The 15,991-nt window shown below is 52.6% G+C and carries 19 protein-coding genes; 2 read left to right on the top strand and 17 right to left on the bottom strand.

Annotation, left to right across the window (positions count from 1 at the left end; all coding sequences use genetic code 11):
* Positions 1-101: 101 nt before the first annotated feature.
* Positions 102-1,100 carry a tetratricopeptide repeat protein gene (locus ACFO4L_RS10580; RefSeq protein ID WP_377909643.1) on the bottom strand — a complete coding sequence of 333 codons (999 nt, stop codon included), beginning with the start codon at positions 1,098-1,100 and terminating at the stop codon, positions 102-104.
* A 217-nt stretch (positions 1,101-1,317) separates the two neighbouring features.
* On the opposite strand from ACFO4L_RS10580, the gene ACFO4L_RS10575 reads away from it, so the two are divergent.
* Positions 1,318-1,869 carry an isoprenylcysteine carboxylmethyltransferase family protein gene (locus tag ACFO4L_RS10575; RefSeq protein ID WP_377909642.1) on the top strand — a complete coding sequence of 184 codons (552 nt, stop codon included), beginning with the start codon at positions 1,318-1,320 and terminating at the stop codon, positions 1,867-1,869.
* Between the two features lie 98 nt (positions 1,870-1,967).
* On the top strand, positions 1,968-3,479 hold the full coding sequence (locus ACFO4L_RS10570; protein WP_377909641.1) for a phytoene desaturase family protein: 1,512 nt from the start codon (positions 1,968-1,970) through the stop codon (positions 3,477-3,479).
* A 48-nt stretch (positions 3,480-3,527) separates the two neighbouring features.
* On the opposite strand, the gene ACFO4L_RS10565 is transcribed toward ACFO4L_RS10570, so the two are convergent.
* From ACFO4L_RS10565 to ACFO4L_RS10490, 16 genes are all read right to left on the bottom strand, one after another.
* The gene (locus ACFO4L_RS10565) at positions 3,528-4,319 is read right to left on the bottom strand and encodes an ion transporter (protein WP_377909640.1); all 792 of its coding nucleotides are present in this window, start codon (positions 4,317-4,319) and stop codon (positions 3,528-3,530) included.
* A gap of 384 nt (positions 4,320-4,703) precedes the next feature.
* Complete coding sequence (gene hisIE, locus ACFO4L_RS10560; protein WP_377909639.1) at positions 4,704-5,339, bottom strand: bifunctional phosphoribosyl-AMP cyclohydrolase/phosphoribosyl-ATP diphosphatase HisIE; 636 nt, start codon at positions 5,337-5,339, stop codon at positions 4,704-4,706.
* Positions 5,336-6,094 (bottom strand): imidazole glycerol phosphate synthase subunit HisF, encoded by a 759-nt coding sequence (hisF, locus tag ACFO4L_RS10555; protein ID WP_377909638.1) that lies wholly within the window; start codon positions 6,092-6,094, stop codon positions 5,336-5,338. Before hisF ends, hisIE begins: the two co-directional genes overlap by 4 nt.
* A 2-nt stretch (positions 6,095-6,096) precedes the next feature.
* A complete protein-coding gene (gene hisA / locus ACFO4L_RS10550) occupies positions 6,097-6,828 on the bottom strand; it encodes a 1-(5-phosphoribosyl)-5-[(5-phosphoribosylamino)methylideneamino]imidazole-4-carboxamide isomerase (RefSeq protein WP_377909637.1) in 732 nt (243 codons plus the stop codon).
* Positions 6,821-7,447, bottom strand: coding sequence for an imidazole glycerol phosphate synthase subunit HisH (hisH, locus tag ACFO4L_RS10545; protein ID WP_377909636.1), 627 nt, complete (start codon positions 7,445-7,447; stop codon positions 6,821-6,823). The genes hisA and hisH overlap by 8 nt, the downstream gene beginning before the upstream one ends.
* A complete protein-coding gene (gene hisB, locus ACFO4L_RS10540; protein WP_377909635.1) occupies positions 7,444-8,034 on the bottom strand; it encodes an imidazoleglycerol-phosphate dehydratase HisB in 591 nt (196 codons plus the stop codon). Before hisB ends, hisH begins: the two co-directional genes overlap by 4 nt.
* Entirely contained in the window at positions 8,031-9,311 is a 1,281-nt protein-coding gene (hisD, locus tag ACFO4L_RS10535) for a histidinol dehydrogenase (RefSeq protein WP_377909634.1), read from the bottom strand. The genes hisB and hisD overlap by 4 nt, the downstream gene beginning before the upstream one ends.
* On the bottom strand, positions 9,308-9,955 hold the full coding sequence (gene hisG / locus ACFO4L_RS10530; protein ID WP_377909633.1) for an ATP phosphoribosyltransferase: 648 nt from the start codon (positions 9,953-9,955) through the stop codon (positions 9,308-9,310). The genes hisD and hisG overlap by 4 nt, the downstream gene beginning before the upstream one ends.
* The gene (locus ACFO4L_RS10525; protein ID WP_377909632.1) at positions 9,952-11,142 is read right to left on the bottom strand and encodes an ATP phosphoribosyltransferase regulatory subunit; all 1,191 of its coding nucleotides are present in this window, start codon (positions 11,140-11,142) and stop codon (positions 9,952-9,954) included. Before ACFO4L_RS10525 ends, hisG begins: the two co-directional genes overlap by 4 nt.
* Positions 11,143-11,354: 212 nt before the next feature.
* Complete coding sequence (locus tag ACFO4L_RS10520; protein WP_377909631.1) at positions 11,355-11,852, bottom strand: acyltransferase; 498 nt, start codon at positions 11,850-11,852, stop codon at positions 11,355-11,357.
* 13 nt (positions 11,853-11,865) lie between these two features.
* A complete protein-coding gene (gene ppaX, locus ACFO4L_RS10515; RefSeq protein ID WP_377909630.1) occupies positions 11,866-12,516 on the bottom strand; it encodes a pyrophosphatase PpaX in 651 nt (216 codons plus the stop codon).
* 15 nt (positions 12,517-12,531) lie between these two features.
* A complete protein-coding gene (locus ACFO4L_RS10510) occupies positions 12,532-13,491 on the bottom strand; it encodes a nucleoside recognition domain-containing protein (protein WP_377909629.1) in 960 nt (319 codons plus the stop codon).
* A gap of 31 nt (positions 13,492-13,522) precedes the next feature.
* Positions 13,523-14,311, bottom strand: a complete 789-nt coding sequence (gene lgt, locus ACFO4L_RS10505; RefSeq protein WP_377909709.1) for a prolipoprotein diacylglyceryl transferase — start codon at positions 14,309-14,311, stop codon at positions 13,523-13,525.
* A 42-nt stretch (positions 14,312-14,353) separates the two neighbouring features.
* Complete coding sequence (gene hprK / locus ACFO4L_RS10500) at positions 14,354-15,292, bottom strand: HPr(Ser) kinase/phosphatase (RefSeq protein ID WP_377909628.1); 939 nt, start codon at positions 15,290-15,292, stop codon at positions 14,354-14,356.
* 137 nt (positions 15,293-15,429) lie between these two features.
* Entirely contained in the window at positions 15,430-15,786 is a 357-nt protein-coding gene (locus ACFO4L_RS10495; protein WP_377909627.1) for a phage holin family protein, read from the bottom strand.
* A complete protein-coding gene (locus tag ACFO4L_RS10490; RefSeq protein ID WP_377909626.1) occupies positions 15,783-15,983 on the bottom strand; it encodes a PspC domain-containing protein in 201 nt (66 codons plus the stop codon). Before ACFO4L_RS10490 ends, ACFO4L_RS10495 begins: the two co-directional genes overlap by 4 nt.
* Positions 15,984-15,991: the final 8 nt, after the last annotated feature.

Raw genomic sequence — 15,991 nt, 5'->3', positions numbered from 1 at the left:
TTCTGATGAACTGTCTTCATCCTAAAGAATTTGCAGATGCGTGTCCACTTATCTGCTCATATACCCCCACAGGCATACAAAACGTGATCATGACAAGGTTTTTAATACGTCCAATCCTCCATCCAGGCATCTGCCTCTACAGAACGAAGCTTCATAAACCGCTCCCGTTTTTCGGGCTGCATCGAAGCCGCCTGCTCCCAAAGTCTTGACGCCCGGCTCTCATAGCCCGCATATTTTGCGGCTGCAGCAAGCTGATGCAGGTAAACCGCCCGTTCGACCGGCACGGATTCGCGGAGCAGGTGATACGCCCGCTTGAAGCACCCTGCCGCAAACAGCACTTTTGCGAGCACGTAGCGCTCCCAGCGATCCATCGGATAAAGACCGGCAAGATCTGCTTCCAGCTCTTCTTTCGTCCGGCTTCCCTGCATAAGCGTCCCAAGCTCCAGCAGGCATCGCGCACTCGTATCCGCACCTTCTTTTTCCATTAAGTTGTTCAGGATATCGGCCGCTTCTTCAAATTTCCCCTGCCGAATCTGTGCTTCCGCCAGCACACCGTACATGAACCAGCAGCGGCTCTGTTCGGCTGTGAAGCGGAGCGCCTCTTCCTCTGCTTCTGCGAACTGCCCCTCGTGCAGCAGCATAACAGCGTGTGCGGTAAATGGATCCGTACGGTGCCGGTCCGTATGTTCCTGGCCCAGCTCTACTTTCAGCAAATAGTGCAGGGCATCGGCATCCTCCCGGAAATCTCCCGTGCAGTCCAGTTCCATGTACATTTCCAAATAGGCCTTCGCTTCTTCAAACTCCCCGCTGTGTGCCAGATTGTTCGCAAGGAAAAAGTAGCTTTCGCTCATCGACGGATCAACGTCTTCAATAATCTGCCGCAGCCATCGGTTGGAGGACGAGTAGTCGCCTTCCTCCGCTAGCAGAATGGCGAGCTGGCAAAGAAATACGGGCTCTTCCGGGTCCATGTCCACAGCACGCTTGATCAGATGAATGGATTTAGCTGTCTGTTTATTCTGGTACGCTTCAATACCCTTTTTATAAAAAAAACTACCATCCCTCATGAAAGGGATGACTTGCGCGTTTCTCGTCTGCGTCATGGAGACACGTCCTCCGTTCAGAAAATCGGTCATTTTTCTTTAAGAAGTATAACATGCACGGCACACGCGGACAATGTGATTTTCCACTCTTTCTCGCGGTTGGGATTTTTTTCTGAATATTGGTGCAGATGGGTTAGACACGTTGTATAACGGGTATGGGAGGAAAGAGCCGCAAACTGGCTTCCTACATATATCAGGCAGAACGGAGCTGGGACGCATGCCGCTTTATGACATTATTTTCACTGCCCTTTCGATTATCTGGGTGCTCGAATTTCTCTTATTTAAAAGCCGCAGAAATACTGACCGGTCAGAACGCGGATCGTTTCCGTGGATCATGACAGCTGCTGTTTCTGCTGTCATTTTATCCATCGTGAGCCGCGAGGCCGGTCTTCTTACGTTCGGCGGTGCAGGTGTACTGACAGCTGGACTCATTCTCTATGCTTCCGGGATCGCGCTCCGCTACTGGGGCATTCTTGCGCTCGGCAGGCAGTTCACACGCGGTGTACAAGTCCGGGAGGGCGATCAGCTCGTCAGTCACGGGCCGTTCCGGCTGCTCCGCCACCCGCTCTATACCGGCCTGCTTCTGCTGTTAGCCGGTTTTGCCCTGTTCATGACGAGCCTGCCCGGACTTGCTATCGTGCTGTTTGTGTTTCTGCCGCTTTTGCTTAAGCGGATTCGCGATGAGGAAGCGGCGCTTACACGCTCGTTTGGCAGCACGTATCAGGAGTGGCTGGAAGGCCGCTATCGAATTTTACCGTTTATTTATTAAACTTAGGCTGCAGCAGCTGGGTACGTCCCCTGCACGGCGGCTTTTGCAGACATCCACGATCGACAGACTACACTAGTAAATATGGAGGTGCGGGAAAGATGACAGTGAAACAAAAAGCAGTGGTGATCGGGGCCGGACTCGGCGGCCTTTCAGCAGCAATGAGACTGGCCGGAGACGGCTATGACGTAACAATCCTCGAAAAAAACGAGCGGATCGGTGGCAAGCTGAACCAGCGCAGCGGAAAGGGGTTTACGTTTGATACGGGACCTTCCATTCTGACGATGCCCTGGGTGCTCGAGCAGCTGTTTAACAGCGTCCACCGCAATGTCGATGATTACATGGACATTGTCCGTATCGAGCCGCAGTGGAAAACATTTTTCGAGGACGGTACGACACTGAACGTGCTGTCCGATATACCGGATATGCTGAATGAAATGAAGAAAGTGAAGCCCGATCCGGGACACTCCTTTATGAAGTTCCTCAGCTATTCCCAGGACATGTACGATCTTTGTATGAAAAGCTTTTACAAAACGAGCATCACGGGGTTAAAAGATTTAAAGCAGCAGCATACGCTGAAGGAGCTGCTTTCCATGGATCCATTTAATACCGTTGCTGACAGCACGAAAAAGCATTTCGACAACAAATACTTGGAGCAGCTGTTCAACTTTTTCGTTATGTACGTCGGCTCTAATCCGTACCAGTCGCCCGCCATTTTGAACCAGCTCGTTTACGTTCAGCTTGGACTCGGCATTCATTACGTAAAGGGCGGCATGTACAACATCGCACGCGGCATGAAAAACGTGCTGGACGAACTGCGCGTCGACGTCCGCACCGATACACCCGTTTCCCATATCCACCTGGAGAATGATGCGGCTACCGGCGTTGTTACGGAAGACGGCGACTACGTTCCGGCTGATATCGTCGTCTCCAATCTGGAAGTCATTCCGGCCTATGAGACGCTTCTTCCGAAAAACGGGCGCACGAAAAAGGAAGTGAAATCACTCTCGAAAACATATGAACCGACCGTTTCCGGACTTGTCCTGCTGCTGGGCACCGACCGCGAGTTCCCGCAGCTTGAGCATCACAATTTCTTCTTCTCAGAAGATCCGGAGAAGGAATTCAAACAAATTTTTGAAAAAGGGGTGCCGGCTGATGATCCAACGATTTATATTGGGGTTTCTTCTAAAACCGATCCTTCGCAGGCTCCGGAAGGGAAGGAAAACCTCTTCGTTCTCACCCACGTCCCGCCAAAGACCGCGATGAAGAAAAAAGGAGACTGGGACCGCTACAGGGAAGTCGTCCTCGACAAGCTGGAGCGAATGGGGCTGACCGGACTGCGCAGTTCTATTGAATTCGAATATGAATTCAATCCGGATACGCTGGAAGAGCTTTACGGTGCCAACGGCGGATCCATTTACGGGATCGCCGCCAACAAGGATACGAACGGCGGCTTTAAAATTCCGGCACGCAGCCAGCTGTATGATAATCTCTACTTCAGCGGCGGATCCACTCATCCTGGCGGCGGAGTGCCGATGGTTACCCTATCCGGCCAGCTGACAGCTGATCTGATCAAAGAAGACCAAAAAGCAAAGGCTAAAAAAGCACAGTAACTACCAAAAGACCGGTACAAGGCATTCTCGTACCGGTCTTTTTTCGTGTTATCGGTCCTTATCGCGCAGCAAAATATCCTTGATTTCCTGAATGTCCTGGCGCAACGCCTCGTTTTCTCTGTACAGGCGCTCCATGTTTTCCTTCTGCGCTTCCTCGTCTTCGTGCCCGAGATAATCGAGAATGACAGCAACGACAAGGTTCAGAATCACGAGGGCCCCGATGACGATGAAGGAGACGAAGTAGAACCAGGCCCATGGAATTTCGGCAATAACCGGCCGCGCTACCTGACTCGCCCACGATTCAAACGTTACCACCTGAAGCAGAGTAAACAAAGACGTATGAAAGCTTCCGAAAAATTCATACGGCAGCACTCCACGGAAAAACGTCGTTCCGATAATCGCATAAATCGAAAAGATCAGGGCCGTCAGACCAAGAATACCCGTCAATGCCGGCAGCGAGCGCATGAGCGAATCAATGATTTTCCGCAGAGCCGGTATAGCCGGGATCATGCGGATCAAGCGCAGCACGCGGATCAGACGAAGCACGCTGACGAGCGGTGTGTTATAAAAGATAAGGCTGAGGGCGACGATCGTAAAATCGAAAATGTTCCACCGTTCAGAAAAATAACCGCGAACCCCGAGACCGATTATCTTGAGCACAAGCTCGACGACAAAGATCCAGACGATAATCGTATCGAGCAGCAGCAGAATTGAATCTCCCGGCCGATATGATTCCGCTACAATGACAAGACCATTCAACAGAATGACCCCTATAACGACAGGCTGAAACAGGCGGTGCTCGACCAGCCGTCTGATGGTATCACGAAATGATGACTGCATATATGTAATCCGTCCTTCTTTAAAATAATCACGCTCCTGATTATAGCATGAATGCTGCTGTTTGACTCGATCTTACAGCGTTAAAGGGGCTCCATCAGCCCGAATTTCGCAACCTGCAGTCTACGGAACCAGCGAGGGGTCCTGAGTGAATCGCCGGCCTGTGAACACTACGTAACGTCCAGCGCAGGTCACGTAAGCGCGGGCAACGATACCTGACGCAGCAAAATCGAGATAACCCTTCAGCTGCTGAAACACGACTTTAGAACTCCGGAAAGCGGCAGACGTTCGCATAAGCGGAGCTTTCGTTCACAGCCGGTTTCCTGCTCTCCGATTATAAAAAACACTGAAAAAGGAGGCTTTCCCCCTTTTTCAGTGCTCTGTTAACTAGACACCTTTTTTGCCGCTGTGCCGTTCTTCAAGACGCTTGAGTACATCGTCGACGGAAAGCTTCTGCTCCTGCAGAAGAACGAGCCAGTGGTAAAGAAAGTCTGCGCTTTCCCAAACGAGCTCCTGCTTATCGCCGTTTTTCGCCGCAATAATAATCTCAGACGCCTCTTCGCCGACCTTCTTGAGGATCTTATCGATTCCCTCTTCAAATAAGTACGTCGTATAAGAGCCTTCCGGCATCGTCTGCTCCCGTTCTGCCAGGAGCCGCTCGAGCTCTTCAATGACGGCAAAGCGATTGGCTGCCGGCGCTTTCTGCAGCATGCTTTTGCTGAAGCAGCTCACCGCACCGGTGTGACAGGCTGGTCCAGCCGGTTCCACCAGTACAACGAGAGCGTCCTGATCGCAGTCAAAACGGACATCTGTCACTCGCTGCGTATTGCCGGATGTCGCTCCCTTGTGCCAAAGCTCCTGGCGGGAACGGCTGTAAAACCACGTTTCACGTGTTTCCAGCGTTTTCTCCAATGATTCTTTATTCATATAGGCAAGCGTGAGAACTTCTTTCGTTGCCTGATCCTGAACGATCGCAGGGATCAGCCCCTGATCGTCAAACGTTAGTTCTTCGACTGCTGTCATCGGATTGGAATCCCCTTTTCTTTAAGATACGCTTTTACTTCTGCCACAGATGTTTCGCGGTAATGAAAAATGGAAGCCGCAAGCGCTGCATCCGCTTTTCCATTTACAAATACAGATTCAAAGTGAGCGGCACTGCCGGCTCCTCCGGATGCAATTACCGGCACCGAAACTGCTTCGCTGACTGCTTTCGTTAGTTCTTCTGCAAAGCCGCTCTTTTCTCCATCCTCGTCCATGCTCGTCAACAGAATTTCCCCTGCACCGAGACGGACGGCCTCGGTTACCCAGGAGATGACGTCCCGCTCCGTCGGCTTTCGACCACCGTGCGTGTACACTCGCCATGAGTCTAATTCGTCATCCCATTTGGCATCCACCGCCAGCACGATACACTGGCTTCCGAAAAAGTCTGCGCCTTCTCTGATCAGCTCCGGCCGCATTAAGGCCGCCGTGTTAAGCGACACTTTATCAGCCCCGGCCCGCAGGATCCGCTTCATGTCTTCCAGAGAATTGATGCCGCCGCCGACGGTAAACGGAATCGCAAGCTTTCCGGCCACTTCTTCGACGACATCCACCATCGTTTCCCTTCCTTCGTGGGAAGCGGAAATATCGAGGAAAACAAGCTCATCGGCCCCCTGCTCATCGTAAAACGATGCGAGCTCAACCGGGTCACCCGCGTCGCGGAGGTTCACAAACTGAACCCCCTTGACGACACGGCCTTCTTTTACGTCTAAACACGGAATGATTCGTTTTGTCAGCATGCTTACGACTCCTCCTTCAGCGCATCCTCCAAGGTAAGAGCATCGGTATAAATCGCTTTACCAATGATCGCTCCGGAAATACCGTCTCCGCTGCGCGAGGCCAGCTCCTTTACGTCATCCATGCTGCTGACTCCGCCCGATGCAATCACGCGCTTGCCGGTTGCCCGTCCAAGAGAAGCAATGGCCTCGACGTTCGGTCCGGACATCATGCCATCCTTCGAAATGTCTGTCATGATAAACGTCTCTGCGCCTGCCTCAGCGAGCCGCTTACCAAGCTCATCTGCTCTCACCTGTGACGTTTCCAGCCAGCCGTGTGTAGCAGCGTATCCGTCACGCGCATCAATTCCGATTGCAATCCGGCTCCCGTATTTCTCCAGCATTTCTGAAGCAAACTCTGGATCGGCGACAGCCGAGCTGCCAAGAATCACACGTGCAACCCCGGCTCCCAAATAGCGGGTTATGTCTGCTTCTGTACGGATTCCACCGCCGATCTGAATATTTGCGTCCAGCTCTTTAGCAGCACGAATAACGTGTGCATCGTTCACCGGTTTACCTGCTTTTGCCCCGTCCAAATCCACCATATGAATCCAGGAAGCGCCTTTTTCTGCAAAAGCCGCTGCCATATCGAACGGCGAATCGCCGTACACTGTTTCCTGATCGTAGTCTCCCTGCAAAAGACGGACGCACTTGCCGCCGCGGATATCAATCGCCGGATAAATAGTGAAATCAGTCAACTTCAACGCCTCCCTTCTGCTCTACAAAGTTTTTCAGCATGCTCATCCCGACACTGCTGCTTTTTTCCGGATGAAACTGTGTGGCCCAGACCGATCCGGATGCTGCGACTGCCGGCACTTCTGCATCTGCATAATCGGTTACGGCTACCAGTACCTCATCCGAACCTGCCTCCACGTAATAGGAATGCACAAAATAGACGTGCCCCTCTTCAACCTGATACAGCACCGGGTGTGCGGGCTGTTTAAAATGGAGCTTATTCCAGCCCATGTGAGGTACTTTCACACCGTTCTCCCGAAAACGGACGACCTTGCCCGGCAGCAGGCCGAGCCCCTTTGTCGATCCGTTTTCCTCGCTCTCGTCAAACAGAAGCTGCATGCCGAGACAGATACCAAGCAGCGGCTTGCCGTCACGAGCCCATTCTATAACAAACGTATCGAGCCCTCGTTTCGCAAGCTCCGCCATCCCATCACGAAACGAACCTACACCAGGAAGAATCAGCATGTCTGCTTGTTTCAGCTCGGCAGGATCTTCCGACAGAAAGGGATCGTGGCCGATTCGTTCCAGCGCTTTTGTGACGCTGTGCAGATTCCCCATTCCATAGTCGATGATACCGATCATGACAAACTTCCTTTCGTGGATGGAATTCCCTTCACACGCGGGTCCAGCTGAACCGCTTCATCCAGCGCACGGCCCAGCGCCTTAAATACCGCTTCGATGATGTGATGCGCGTTCGTTCCGTAGTGTACGTTCACATGCAGGTTCATGCGGGCCTCGAGCGCGAGCTTCCACAGAAATTCTTCGATCAGCTCGGTATCAAATGTCCCCAGCTTCTGATGCGGGATGGTGCCTTTCAGCTCAAAATGAGGCCGGTTGCTCAAATCAATTACCACGTGAGCAAGCGCATCATCCATCGGTACAAATGCAGAGCCGTAGCGGCGGATGCCCCGTTTATCACCGAGCGCTTCCTGAAGTGCAGACCCGAGCACGATACCGATGTCCTCAGTCGTGTGGTGATCGTCAATTTCCGTATCACCACGTGCTGTCAGCTTCAGATCGAACAGCCCATGCCGCGTAAACAGATCAAGCATGTGCGTCATAAACGGTACGTCCGTGTGCAAGTCTGCTTCTCCACTTCCATCGAGGTTCAGCTCCAGCTCAATCTGTGTTTCCTTCGTATCCCGTTTTCGTTCTGCAGTCCGGCTCATGGTCGGTCTCCCTTCTTCATGCGAATCTCAATGGCTCGTGCATGTGCTTCAAGCTGCTCCAGCCTTGCAAATGCGGCAATTTTAGCGCCGTTGTCTTTCAGCGCCTGTTCGCTGTATGATAAAATGCTCGTTTTCTTCGTAAAGTCATCCACGTTCAGCGGACTTGAAAAGCGTGCCGTGCCGTTCGTCGGCAGCACGTGATTCGGTCCGGCAAAATAGTCACCTACCGGTTCTGAGCTGTTTTCTCCAAGGAAAATAGCGCCGGCGTGGCGAATTTTAGCCATCACGTCCCACGGCTTGGCAGTATGGAGCTCGAGATGCTCCGGAGCAAGTTCATTCACAGCTGCACATGCTTTATCCAAATCGGCCGCAACGTAGATCGCGCCGTGATTGTCGATCGACGGACCGGCAATTTCTTTTTTCGGAAGCGTCTGCAGCTGCTTCTCCACTTCCTGCTTCGTCTCCTCAGCCAGCTCCTGACTCGTTGTGACAAGCACAGCTGATGACATCGGATCATGCTCAGCCTGGCTCAGCATATCGGCTGCGATGAAATCTGCATGTGCCGATTCATCTGCTAAAATGACAATTTCACTCGGTCCTGCCAGCATATCGATGTCGATATGGCCGAAAACGAGCTGCTTCGCAAGCGTCACAAAGATGTTGCCCGGTCCGGTGACCTTATCGACCGGTGCGATTGTTTCTGTCCCAAACGCCAGCGCAGCAACCGCCTGCGCGCCACCGACTTTATAGATTTCCTTAACGCCCAGCTCATGCGCCACAGCCAGAACGACCGGCGCCAGCTTTCCATCTGAATCCGGGGGACTCACCATGACGATTCGATCGACTCCTGCCACTTGAGCGGGGACGACGTTCATGATGATAGAGGACGGATAAGCAGCTCTCCCGCCAGGTACGTAGACGCCTGCTGCATCGAGAGGCAGAATGCGCTGGCCCAGGATCGTCCCGTCTGCCTTCGTAGTGATCCACGTTTCCCGTCGCTGCCGTTCGTGAAAATCGCGGACATTTGCCGCTGCTTCCCGGATAATGCTGCGCGTCTCTTCTGAAACGGCTGCTGCGCCGGCTTCCAGCTCTTCAGGTGTCACGCGCATGCTGTCCATGACCGCGCCATCAAACCGCTTTGTCAGTTCAGCTACGGCCTCGTCTCCGCGTGTGCGGACGTCCTCTAAAATCTGCTCCACCGCTCTGCGCTGCTCCGATGTGCCCTGATCAATTGAACGCTTCAGGGACATGCCGCTCGTTAGTGCTTCCAGTTTCATGCTTGTTCCTCCCCGTTGATGACCTCTGCAAGCCGGTCGACCATGTCATCGATCCGGTCGGCTTTCGTGCGGTAGCTGACCGGGTTTACAATGAAGCGCGACGTAATTGGTATCATCGTCTCGAGCTCTACCAGCCCGTTTTCTTTCAGCGTCTGACCAGTGGAGACGATATCAACAATCCGGTCGGCAAGACCGACTATCGGTGCCAGCTCAATCGATCCGTTCAGCTTAATTATTTCGACCTGCTCTCCCTGTTCACGGAAATAGTCGGAAGTCAGCTTTGGATACTTGGAAGCGATTTTCGGTGCGACATCGAGTTCGGGACTGTAGTCCGGGAGGGCCGCAACGGCCATATAGCAGGCGCTGATTTTTAAATCCAGCACTTCGTAAACGTCACGTTCTTCTTCGATCATCACGTCTTTGCCTACAACTCCGACGTCCGCTACCCCATGCTCCACATATGTCGGCACGTCCATCGGCTTTGCCAGAATAAACTGCATGCCGGACTCCGGCACTTCCAAAATAAGTCTGCGGGAGTCATCGAATTCCGGAGGCAGATCATATCCTGCTTTGCGAAGAAGCCCGACGGCTTCTTCAAATATCCGTCCTTTTGGCATCGCAACGGTCAAGAGCTCCTGATTCATGACTGCGCTCCCCCCTCTCCATTAGATCCAACATAGTACGCCGTGCGGTCGAACTGCTTGGAATATGCATCAATATTAGCAATTCCGCTGATTTCCTGAATCACAACGGAACGGCCTTCGGAACGGAGACGCTGCGCTTCAGCGAACGCTTCTTTCCGTCTTTCTCTGCTGTAAATCACGCAGACATCCTTTTTCACCGACTGTTTCGCCTGGCCGAGTGCTTCTGTCATGCGGTCGACGCGCAGACCGAAGCCCGTTGCCGGCTCTTCGTGATGAAACCGACCGAGCAGCTGGTCGTAACGCCCGCCGCCTCCAAGCGGATACCCGAGTCCTTCGCTGTACGCTTCAAAGACGACACCGGTGTAATAGCTCATGTGCATGACGAGGTTCAAGTCCAGAATGAGACAGTCCTCTACGTCAAAATCAGCAAGCACATCAAGCAGGCTCTCCAGCTGATCAAGCGCCTTCTGACCGGCACGTGATTCGGTAATGCTGCGGGCACGCTCAATAATGGAGGCGTCCCCTTTTAGACGAAGCAGTTCCAGCAGCCGCCGCTTATCAAGCGAAGAAAGCGGAAGCTGTTCAACTGCTTTGCGAAAGCCGACATAATTTTTCTCATACAAATAACGCCGGAATTCGGAAGCCCGCTCCTCGTTGCCGAGAACTTCCTTCAAAAGAGCATTTACAAAACCGACGTGACCGACTGCCACTTGATACGTCGGAAGACCAGCTGCTTTCATAGAGGAAACCATCAGCGAGATCACTTCCGCATCTGCGCTGACCGAATCATCTCCGATCAGCTCGACGCCTGCCTGTTCAAACTCAGCCGGACGTCCTCCTTCATACTGCTGTGCCCGAAAAACGGGAGCATCATAGGTCAGCCGCAGCGGGCGCTCCGCTGTCTTCATCGTAGAAGCAGCGATCCGCGCGATCGGTGCTGTCATATCCGGACGCAAAACGAGCGTATTGCCTTCCTGATCCAGCAGCTTAAACAGCTGTCGGTCAAGAATGGCAGATGCACTGCCGACCGTTTCGTTAAATTCAACAGCGGGAGTTTCCACAAACTCATAGCCCCACTGTGTGACTTCCTGCGTCACCCCCCGCTTAATCTGCTGCTTCAGCTGATATAGCTCAGGCAGTGTATCCCGCATTCCCTGCGGTTTTTCAAACATAAACAGCTTCGTCATGTCATCAGTCTTCCTTTCCTGTCTGTATCGATTGATTCCGGGTCCCGGAACCGTCCTGTTCTCCGTTCACTTTAATGTGCTAACGTGATAGAGCAATAAAGATCTTATGACATATATTACACGCCATCCCTGCCTCCGTCAACCGGAACGGAATCGATTAAAAAAGCGGCCTGACAGAGCATCCCCTATCAGTACCGCCTCTCCGGCTCTGTTCATTTTTCCGTCTCGCCTGGACGGATCAGCTGCATCGGATTCCCGCCTACAAACGCTCCAGGCGGTACATCTTTATGCACAAGTGTTGCCGCGGATACTACCGCCCCGTCTCCGATCGTAACACCGGGCAGAATCGTACAGTTCGCTCCGATCATGACATTGTCGCCAATGATCACATCACCCAGCCGGTATTCACTGATCAAATATTCGTGTGCCAAAATCGTCGTGTTATAGCCGACTACACTGTTCCGGCCGATTGAGATGCGCTCCGGGAACATCACATCAAACATGACCATCAGCGCAACAGCAGCTTCCGGACCGATCTTAGCTCGCAAAAACGTACGGTAAAGCCAGTTTTTCACAGGCAAAAACGGTGTATACCGCGCCGTTTGAATAACAGCAAAGTTCCGCACCACCTTCCAGAACGGAACAGTTTTGTAGATGTGCCAGAGTGAGTTGGCGGTCTCCACCGGGTAGCTTGTCGTGTTCCGGGGCATGGCGCTCCTCCTCTCAGTGCTTTTCCACAAAGGAAATCAAATCAGTCATCTGCTCCAGCATCGCATCCGGCTCAAACCGCTGCAAATGATCGCGGCCTTTAATAGACCAGGAGACACCGGCTGAACGCGTTCCCGTGTTTTTTCCGGCGAGAATATCGTGCTCGCTGTCGCCGACCATCACCGCCTGCGCAGGCCGGCGGTTCAACTGTCCAAGCGCGTTTAGCAGCGGCTCCGGATCCGGTTTCCATTTCGATACGTGATCGAGCGCCACGACAACTGGAAAATACTGCTCCATGTTCATCAGCTTCAGCCCTTTTCGTGCTGTATCACTTCGCTTCGTTGTGACAACTGCAAGTGAATAAGCGTGACGCTGCAAATAGTCCAGCGTTTCATGTACCCCGTCATAGCCTTTTACCAGCTCATCATGGTGCGCGTGATTAAAGCGGCGGTAAACGCTGATCATGTCGTCAGCGTAGTCCGGATTCAGCCTCGTGAACGTCTCCGATAGAGGAGGACCGATAAACCCGGCAATGTCCTCTCTTCCGTATACTCCCGGGAAATACTGGTTCAACGTATGCTCAAATGAGGCGACAATGAGGTCAATCGTATTGATCAGCGTACCGTCCAGATCAAACAGCACGGTATTCAGTTCGTTCTGTTTCATGTCGATTCGTCCTTTCTACCGGTCTGACGATGCGGCTGCAGCCGGCTGCTCTTCTTCCTGCTCCTGCCGCTCAAGCCTGTTCCAGATAAACGCCACAGCGGCTGTCAACAGAATCGCTGTTACCAATCTGACTAGCAGCAGCGGCCACAGCGGAATACCCAGCGGTGCAAAAATCAGCGTATCTTCGATCACTGCGTGGCAGGCAACGAGGAAAATAAACACCAGATACAAATCCTTTTTCGATACGCCGTCTTCTTTTGCCGCCTGGATCATGACCCCTGCTCCATACGCGAGCCCGAACAGCAGTCCGGATGCCAGCGTCGTCGATGTGTTCGGTTTCACACCGAGCAGCTTGGTAAACGGCGTCATCCACCTTGAGAACACAGGCAGCCAGGCGAGGTCCTTCATAATTTGTACAAACAACATGATCGGAATGACAATCGCAGCCAGCTGCAGAATTCCGATAAAGGCAGCTTCCACCCCGTAGAAAAAGATATCGGCCGTACCGCTTACTTCCTCGGGGCTCGCCGGCACAAAGCCGTAGCTCGCCTGCTCTGATCCGCCGCGCCAAATGAGATGAATCACCCAGGCAGACACAAGCGCCAGCCCGATTCGCACTGCAAGCACAACGCTGATCCGCAAGCCGACCTGCTTTGCGACAGCAGATTCTACGAACAAGTTATGTGAAAACGACAGCATAACGGCAAGAATAAATACTTGCTTTACCGTCAAGTCCATTGTCAGCATGGCTCCGATCGCCGCATACAAATTCAGCACATTGCCAAGGACAAGCGGAATAGCTGCCTCTCCCGGAAGACCGATCAAGCCCATCATCGGAGAAAGGACCCGCGTCAGCCAGTCCATGACAACGGTCTGACTGAGCATCGTCACAATCAGCGTGATCGGAAAGATTATTTTACCGAGCTTCCACGTCGTTGCAAGTCCGGCGAGCAGGCCTTTTTTTAATGTCTGCATAAGAAAACTAGCATCCTTTCCCGTTTGACGGTCAATCGTCTAAATAACGCTTCGTATATCCTGCTTTGCGCCAGTAGATAATCAACGCAATACTACCTGCAATCAGGACGGCAGACAGCACCATCGCGGTTCGGAAGGTTCCAAAGAGCAGGAGGTAGTCGGTACGTATTCCTTCTATAAAGAATCGTCCGATTGAATAGTAAATCACGTATGTCAGAAACAGCTCGCCACGGCGCAGGTTGACACGCCGTAAATAGAGCAGCAGCGCCACCCCGGCCAGGCTCCAAAGCGATTCATACAAAAAGGTCGGGTGATAATAGCTGCCGTTAATGTACATTTGATCGATAATAAACGTCGGCAGAAACAGAGATTCGAGGAACTGACGGGAGACTTCCCCTCCATAAACCTCCTGATTCACAAAGTTTCCCCAGCGGCCTACAGCCTGTCCGAGCAAAATACTCGGCGCTGTGATGTCCGCCATCTTCCAAAAAGAAACATTTTTCACGCGGCAGAATAAATAAGCGGTCAGCACGGCTGCAATCAAACCGCCGTGAATCGCAAGCCCGCCTTCCCAAATAAAGAAGACGCGCACTGGATCTTCCGCAAATTGTTCCCACCGGAAAATCACGTAGTACAATCTCGCTCCAATGATTGCTGCCGGTAGCGCCCACATGAGCAAGTCCGCTAGCAAATCATCCGGCATCCCGCGTTTTTTCGCTTCGCGATTGGCAATCAGATAACCTAAAAAGGCACCGAGTCCGATCAGCAGGCCGTACCAGTGGATCGAGATTGGACCAATTTCAAATGCGATTGGATTCATAGGTTGTATCGAATATAGCAACATGGTCACCTCAACTGTTGTTTAGTCATGATCGTGATCGCCTTCTTCAATCACGGTCGCAAGCCGTTCGGAAAACTGTTCGGCTGCATTAATACCCATCCGCTTAAGGCGGAAGTTCATCGCCGCTACTTCAATGATAACGGCCAGGTTCCGGCCTGGTCGCACCGGCACCGTAATTTTAGGAAGGTTCGTTTCGAATATTTGAATAAAATCCTCATCCAGTCCGAGCCGGTCGTACTGTTTTTTCTGATCCCACGCCTCGAGATCAATGGCAAGTCCAAGCCGTTTTTCATTTCGCACAGAGCCGGCGCCGAAAAGCGTCATCACATTGATGATGCCAAGCCCCCTTATTTCAAGCAGGTGACGGATTAAATCCGGCGAACGCCCAACTAGCACGCCGTCCTGCTCTTCGCGGATTTCAACGGAATCATCGGCTACGAGCCGATGCCCGCGCCTGACAAGGTCCAGCGCTGTTTCACTTTTACCAACACCGCTCGAGCCGGTGATCAGCACGCCGATTCCGTAAATATCGATCAACACGCCGTGCATCGCCGTCATCGGTGCGAGCCTGCTTTCCAAATAGGTCGTCAGCTTGGAGCTGAGTCTCGTCGTGGCAATCTCAGCGGAGAAGACGGGCACGCCTACTTCGTTAGCCGCATTTTTTAACGTATCGGGTGCTTCGATTCCCCTGGAAAGAATGATCGCCGGAGTATCATACGTGCAAAGACGCTGCATCCGGTCCACCTGGTCCTCTTCCGCCAGCTGCTCATAAAACGACATCTCTGTTTTCCCTAACAGCTGAATCCGCTTCGCCGGATAGTATGTAAAAAAGCCAGCCATTTCCATGCCCGGTCGCGAAATATCACTTGTTGTAATAGGACGGTAGGTCACCGCTTCTTCGTCATTCATCAGCGTCAGGTCAAATTCCTCCATCAGTCGATCTGCTGTCACTTCTGCCATGCTGCATCTGCTCCTCTCCTGCTCGCTTCATCTTTTTCCATTCTAGCATACCAGAGGAGCTCCCGGACGGAAAGCGCCTCCGCTCTCCGCACGAAAAAACGGTCCGGCTGATGCCGGACCGCTGCAGACGTCCATCGCTACCGCTTCGTGAGCGGATCGATGATAAAGTTCGATATGATCGCATTCAGCAGCGCAAAGATCACCGCTGCAAGCAGACCGTTGAAAAAGCCGTCAATGACAAAGCTGTCTCCCATAAACCATGCGGTCAGCATGAGCGTAATGGCGTTGATGACGAATAAAAACAATCCGAGTGACAAAATCGTAATCGGCAGCGTCAGTACGACGAGAATCGGCTTCACAATGACGTTCACAACGGCGAGGATCAGGGCGGCAATCACAGCCGCACCGAAGCCTGTCAACTCGATACCGTTGAAGAAATACGCGATAATCAGGAGAACGACTGCGTTCACAATCAGCTGTATCAGCCAGCTCATAGTCCTCTCACATCCCCCTCATTCGGCATGAGAAATACTCCGATCAAATAGAGTGACACGACAAGCAGGGAAAACGGGAAAAACAGAACAATCGCTGCAATACGCACGACCGTCGGATCAATTCCAAAATACTTGCCGAGTCCTCCGCACACTCCTGCCAGCTTGCGGTCTTCAATCGTCCGGGACAGCTGTTTCATGCATGACA

This window comes from Bacillus daqingensis (assembly GCF_042654445.1).
GTDB classification, from domain to species: Bacteria; Bacillota; Bacilli; order Bacillales; family Salisediminibacteriaceae; genus Alkalicoccus; species Alkalicoccus luteus.
This window is presented reverse-complemented; position numbering and strand designations above follow the sequence as displayed.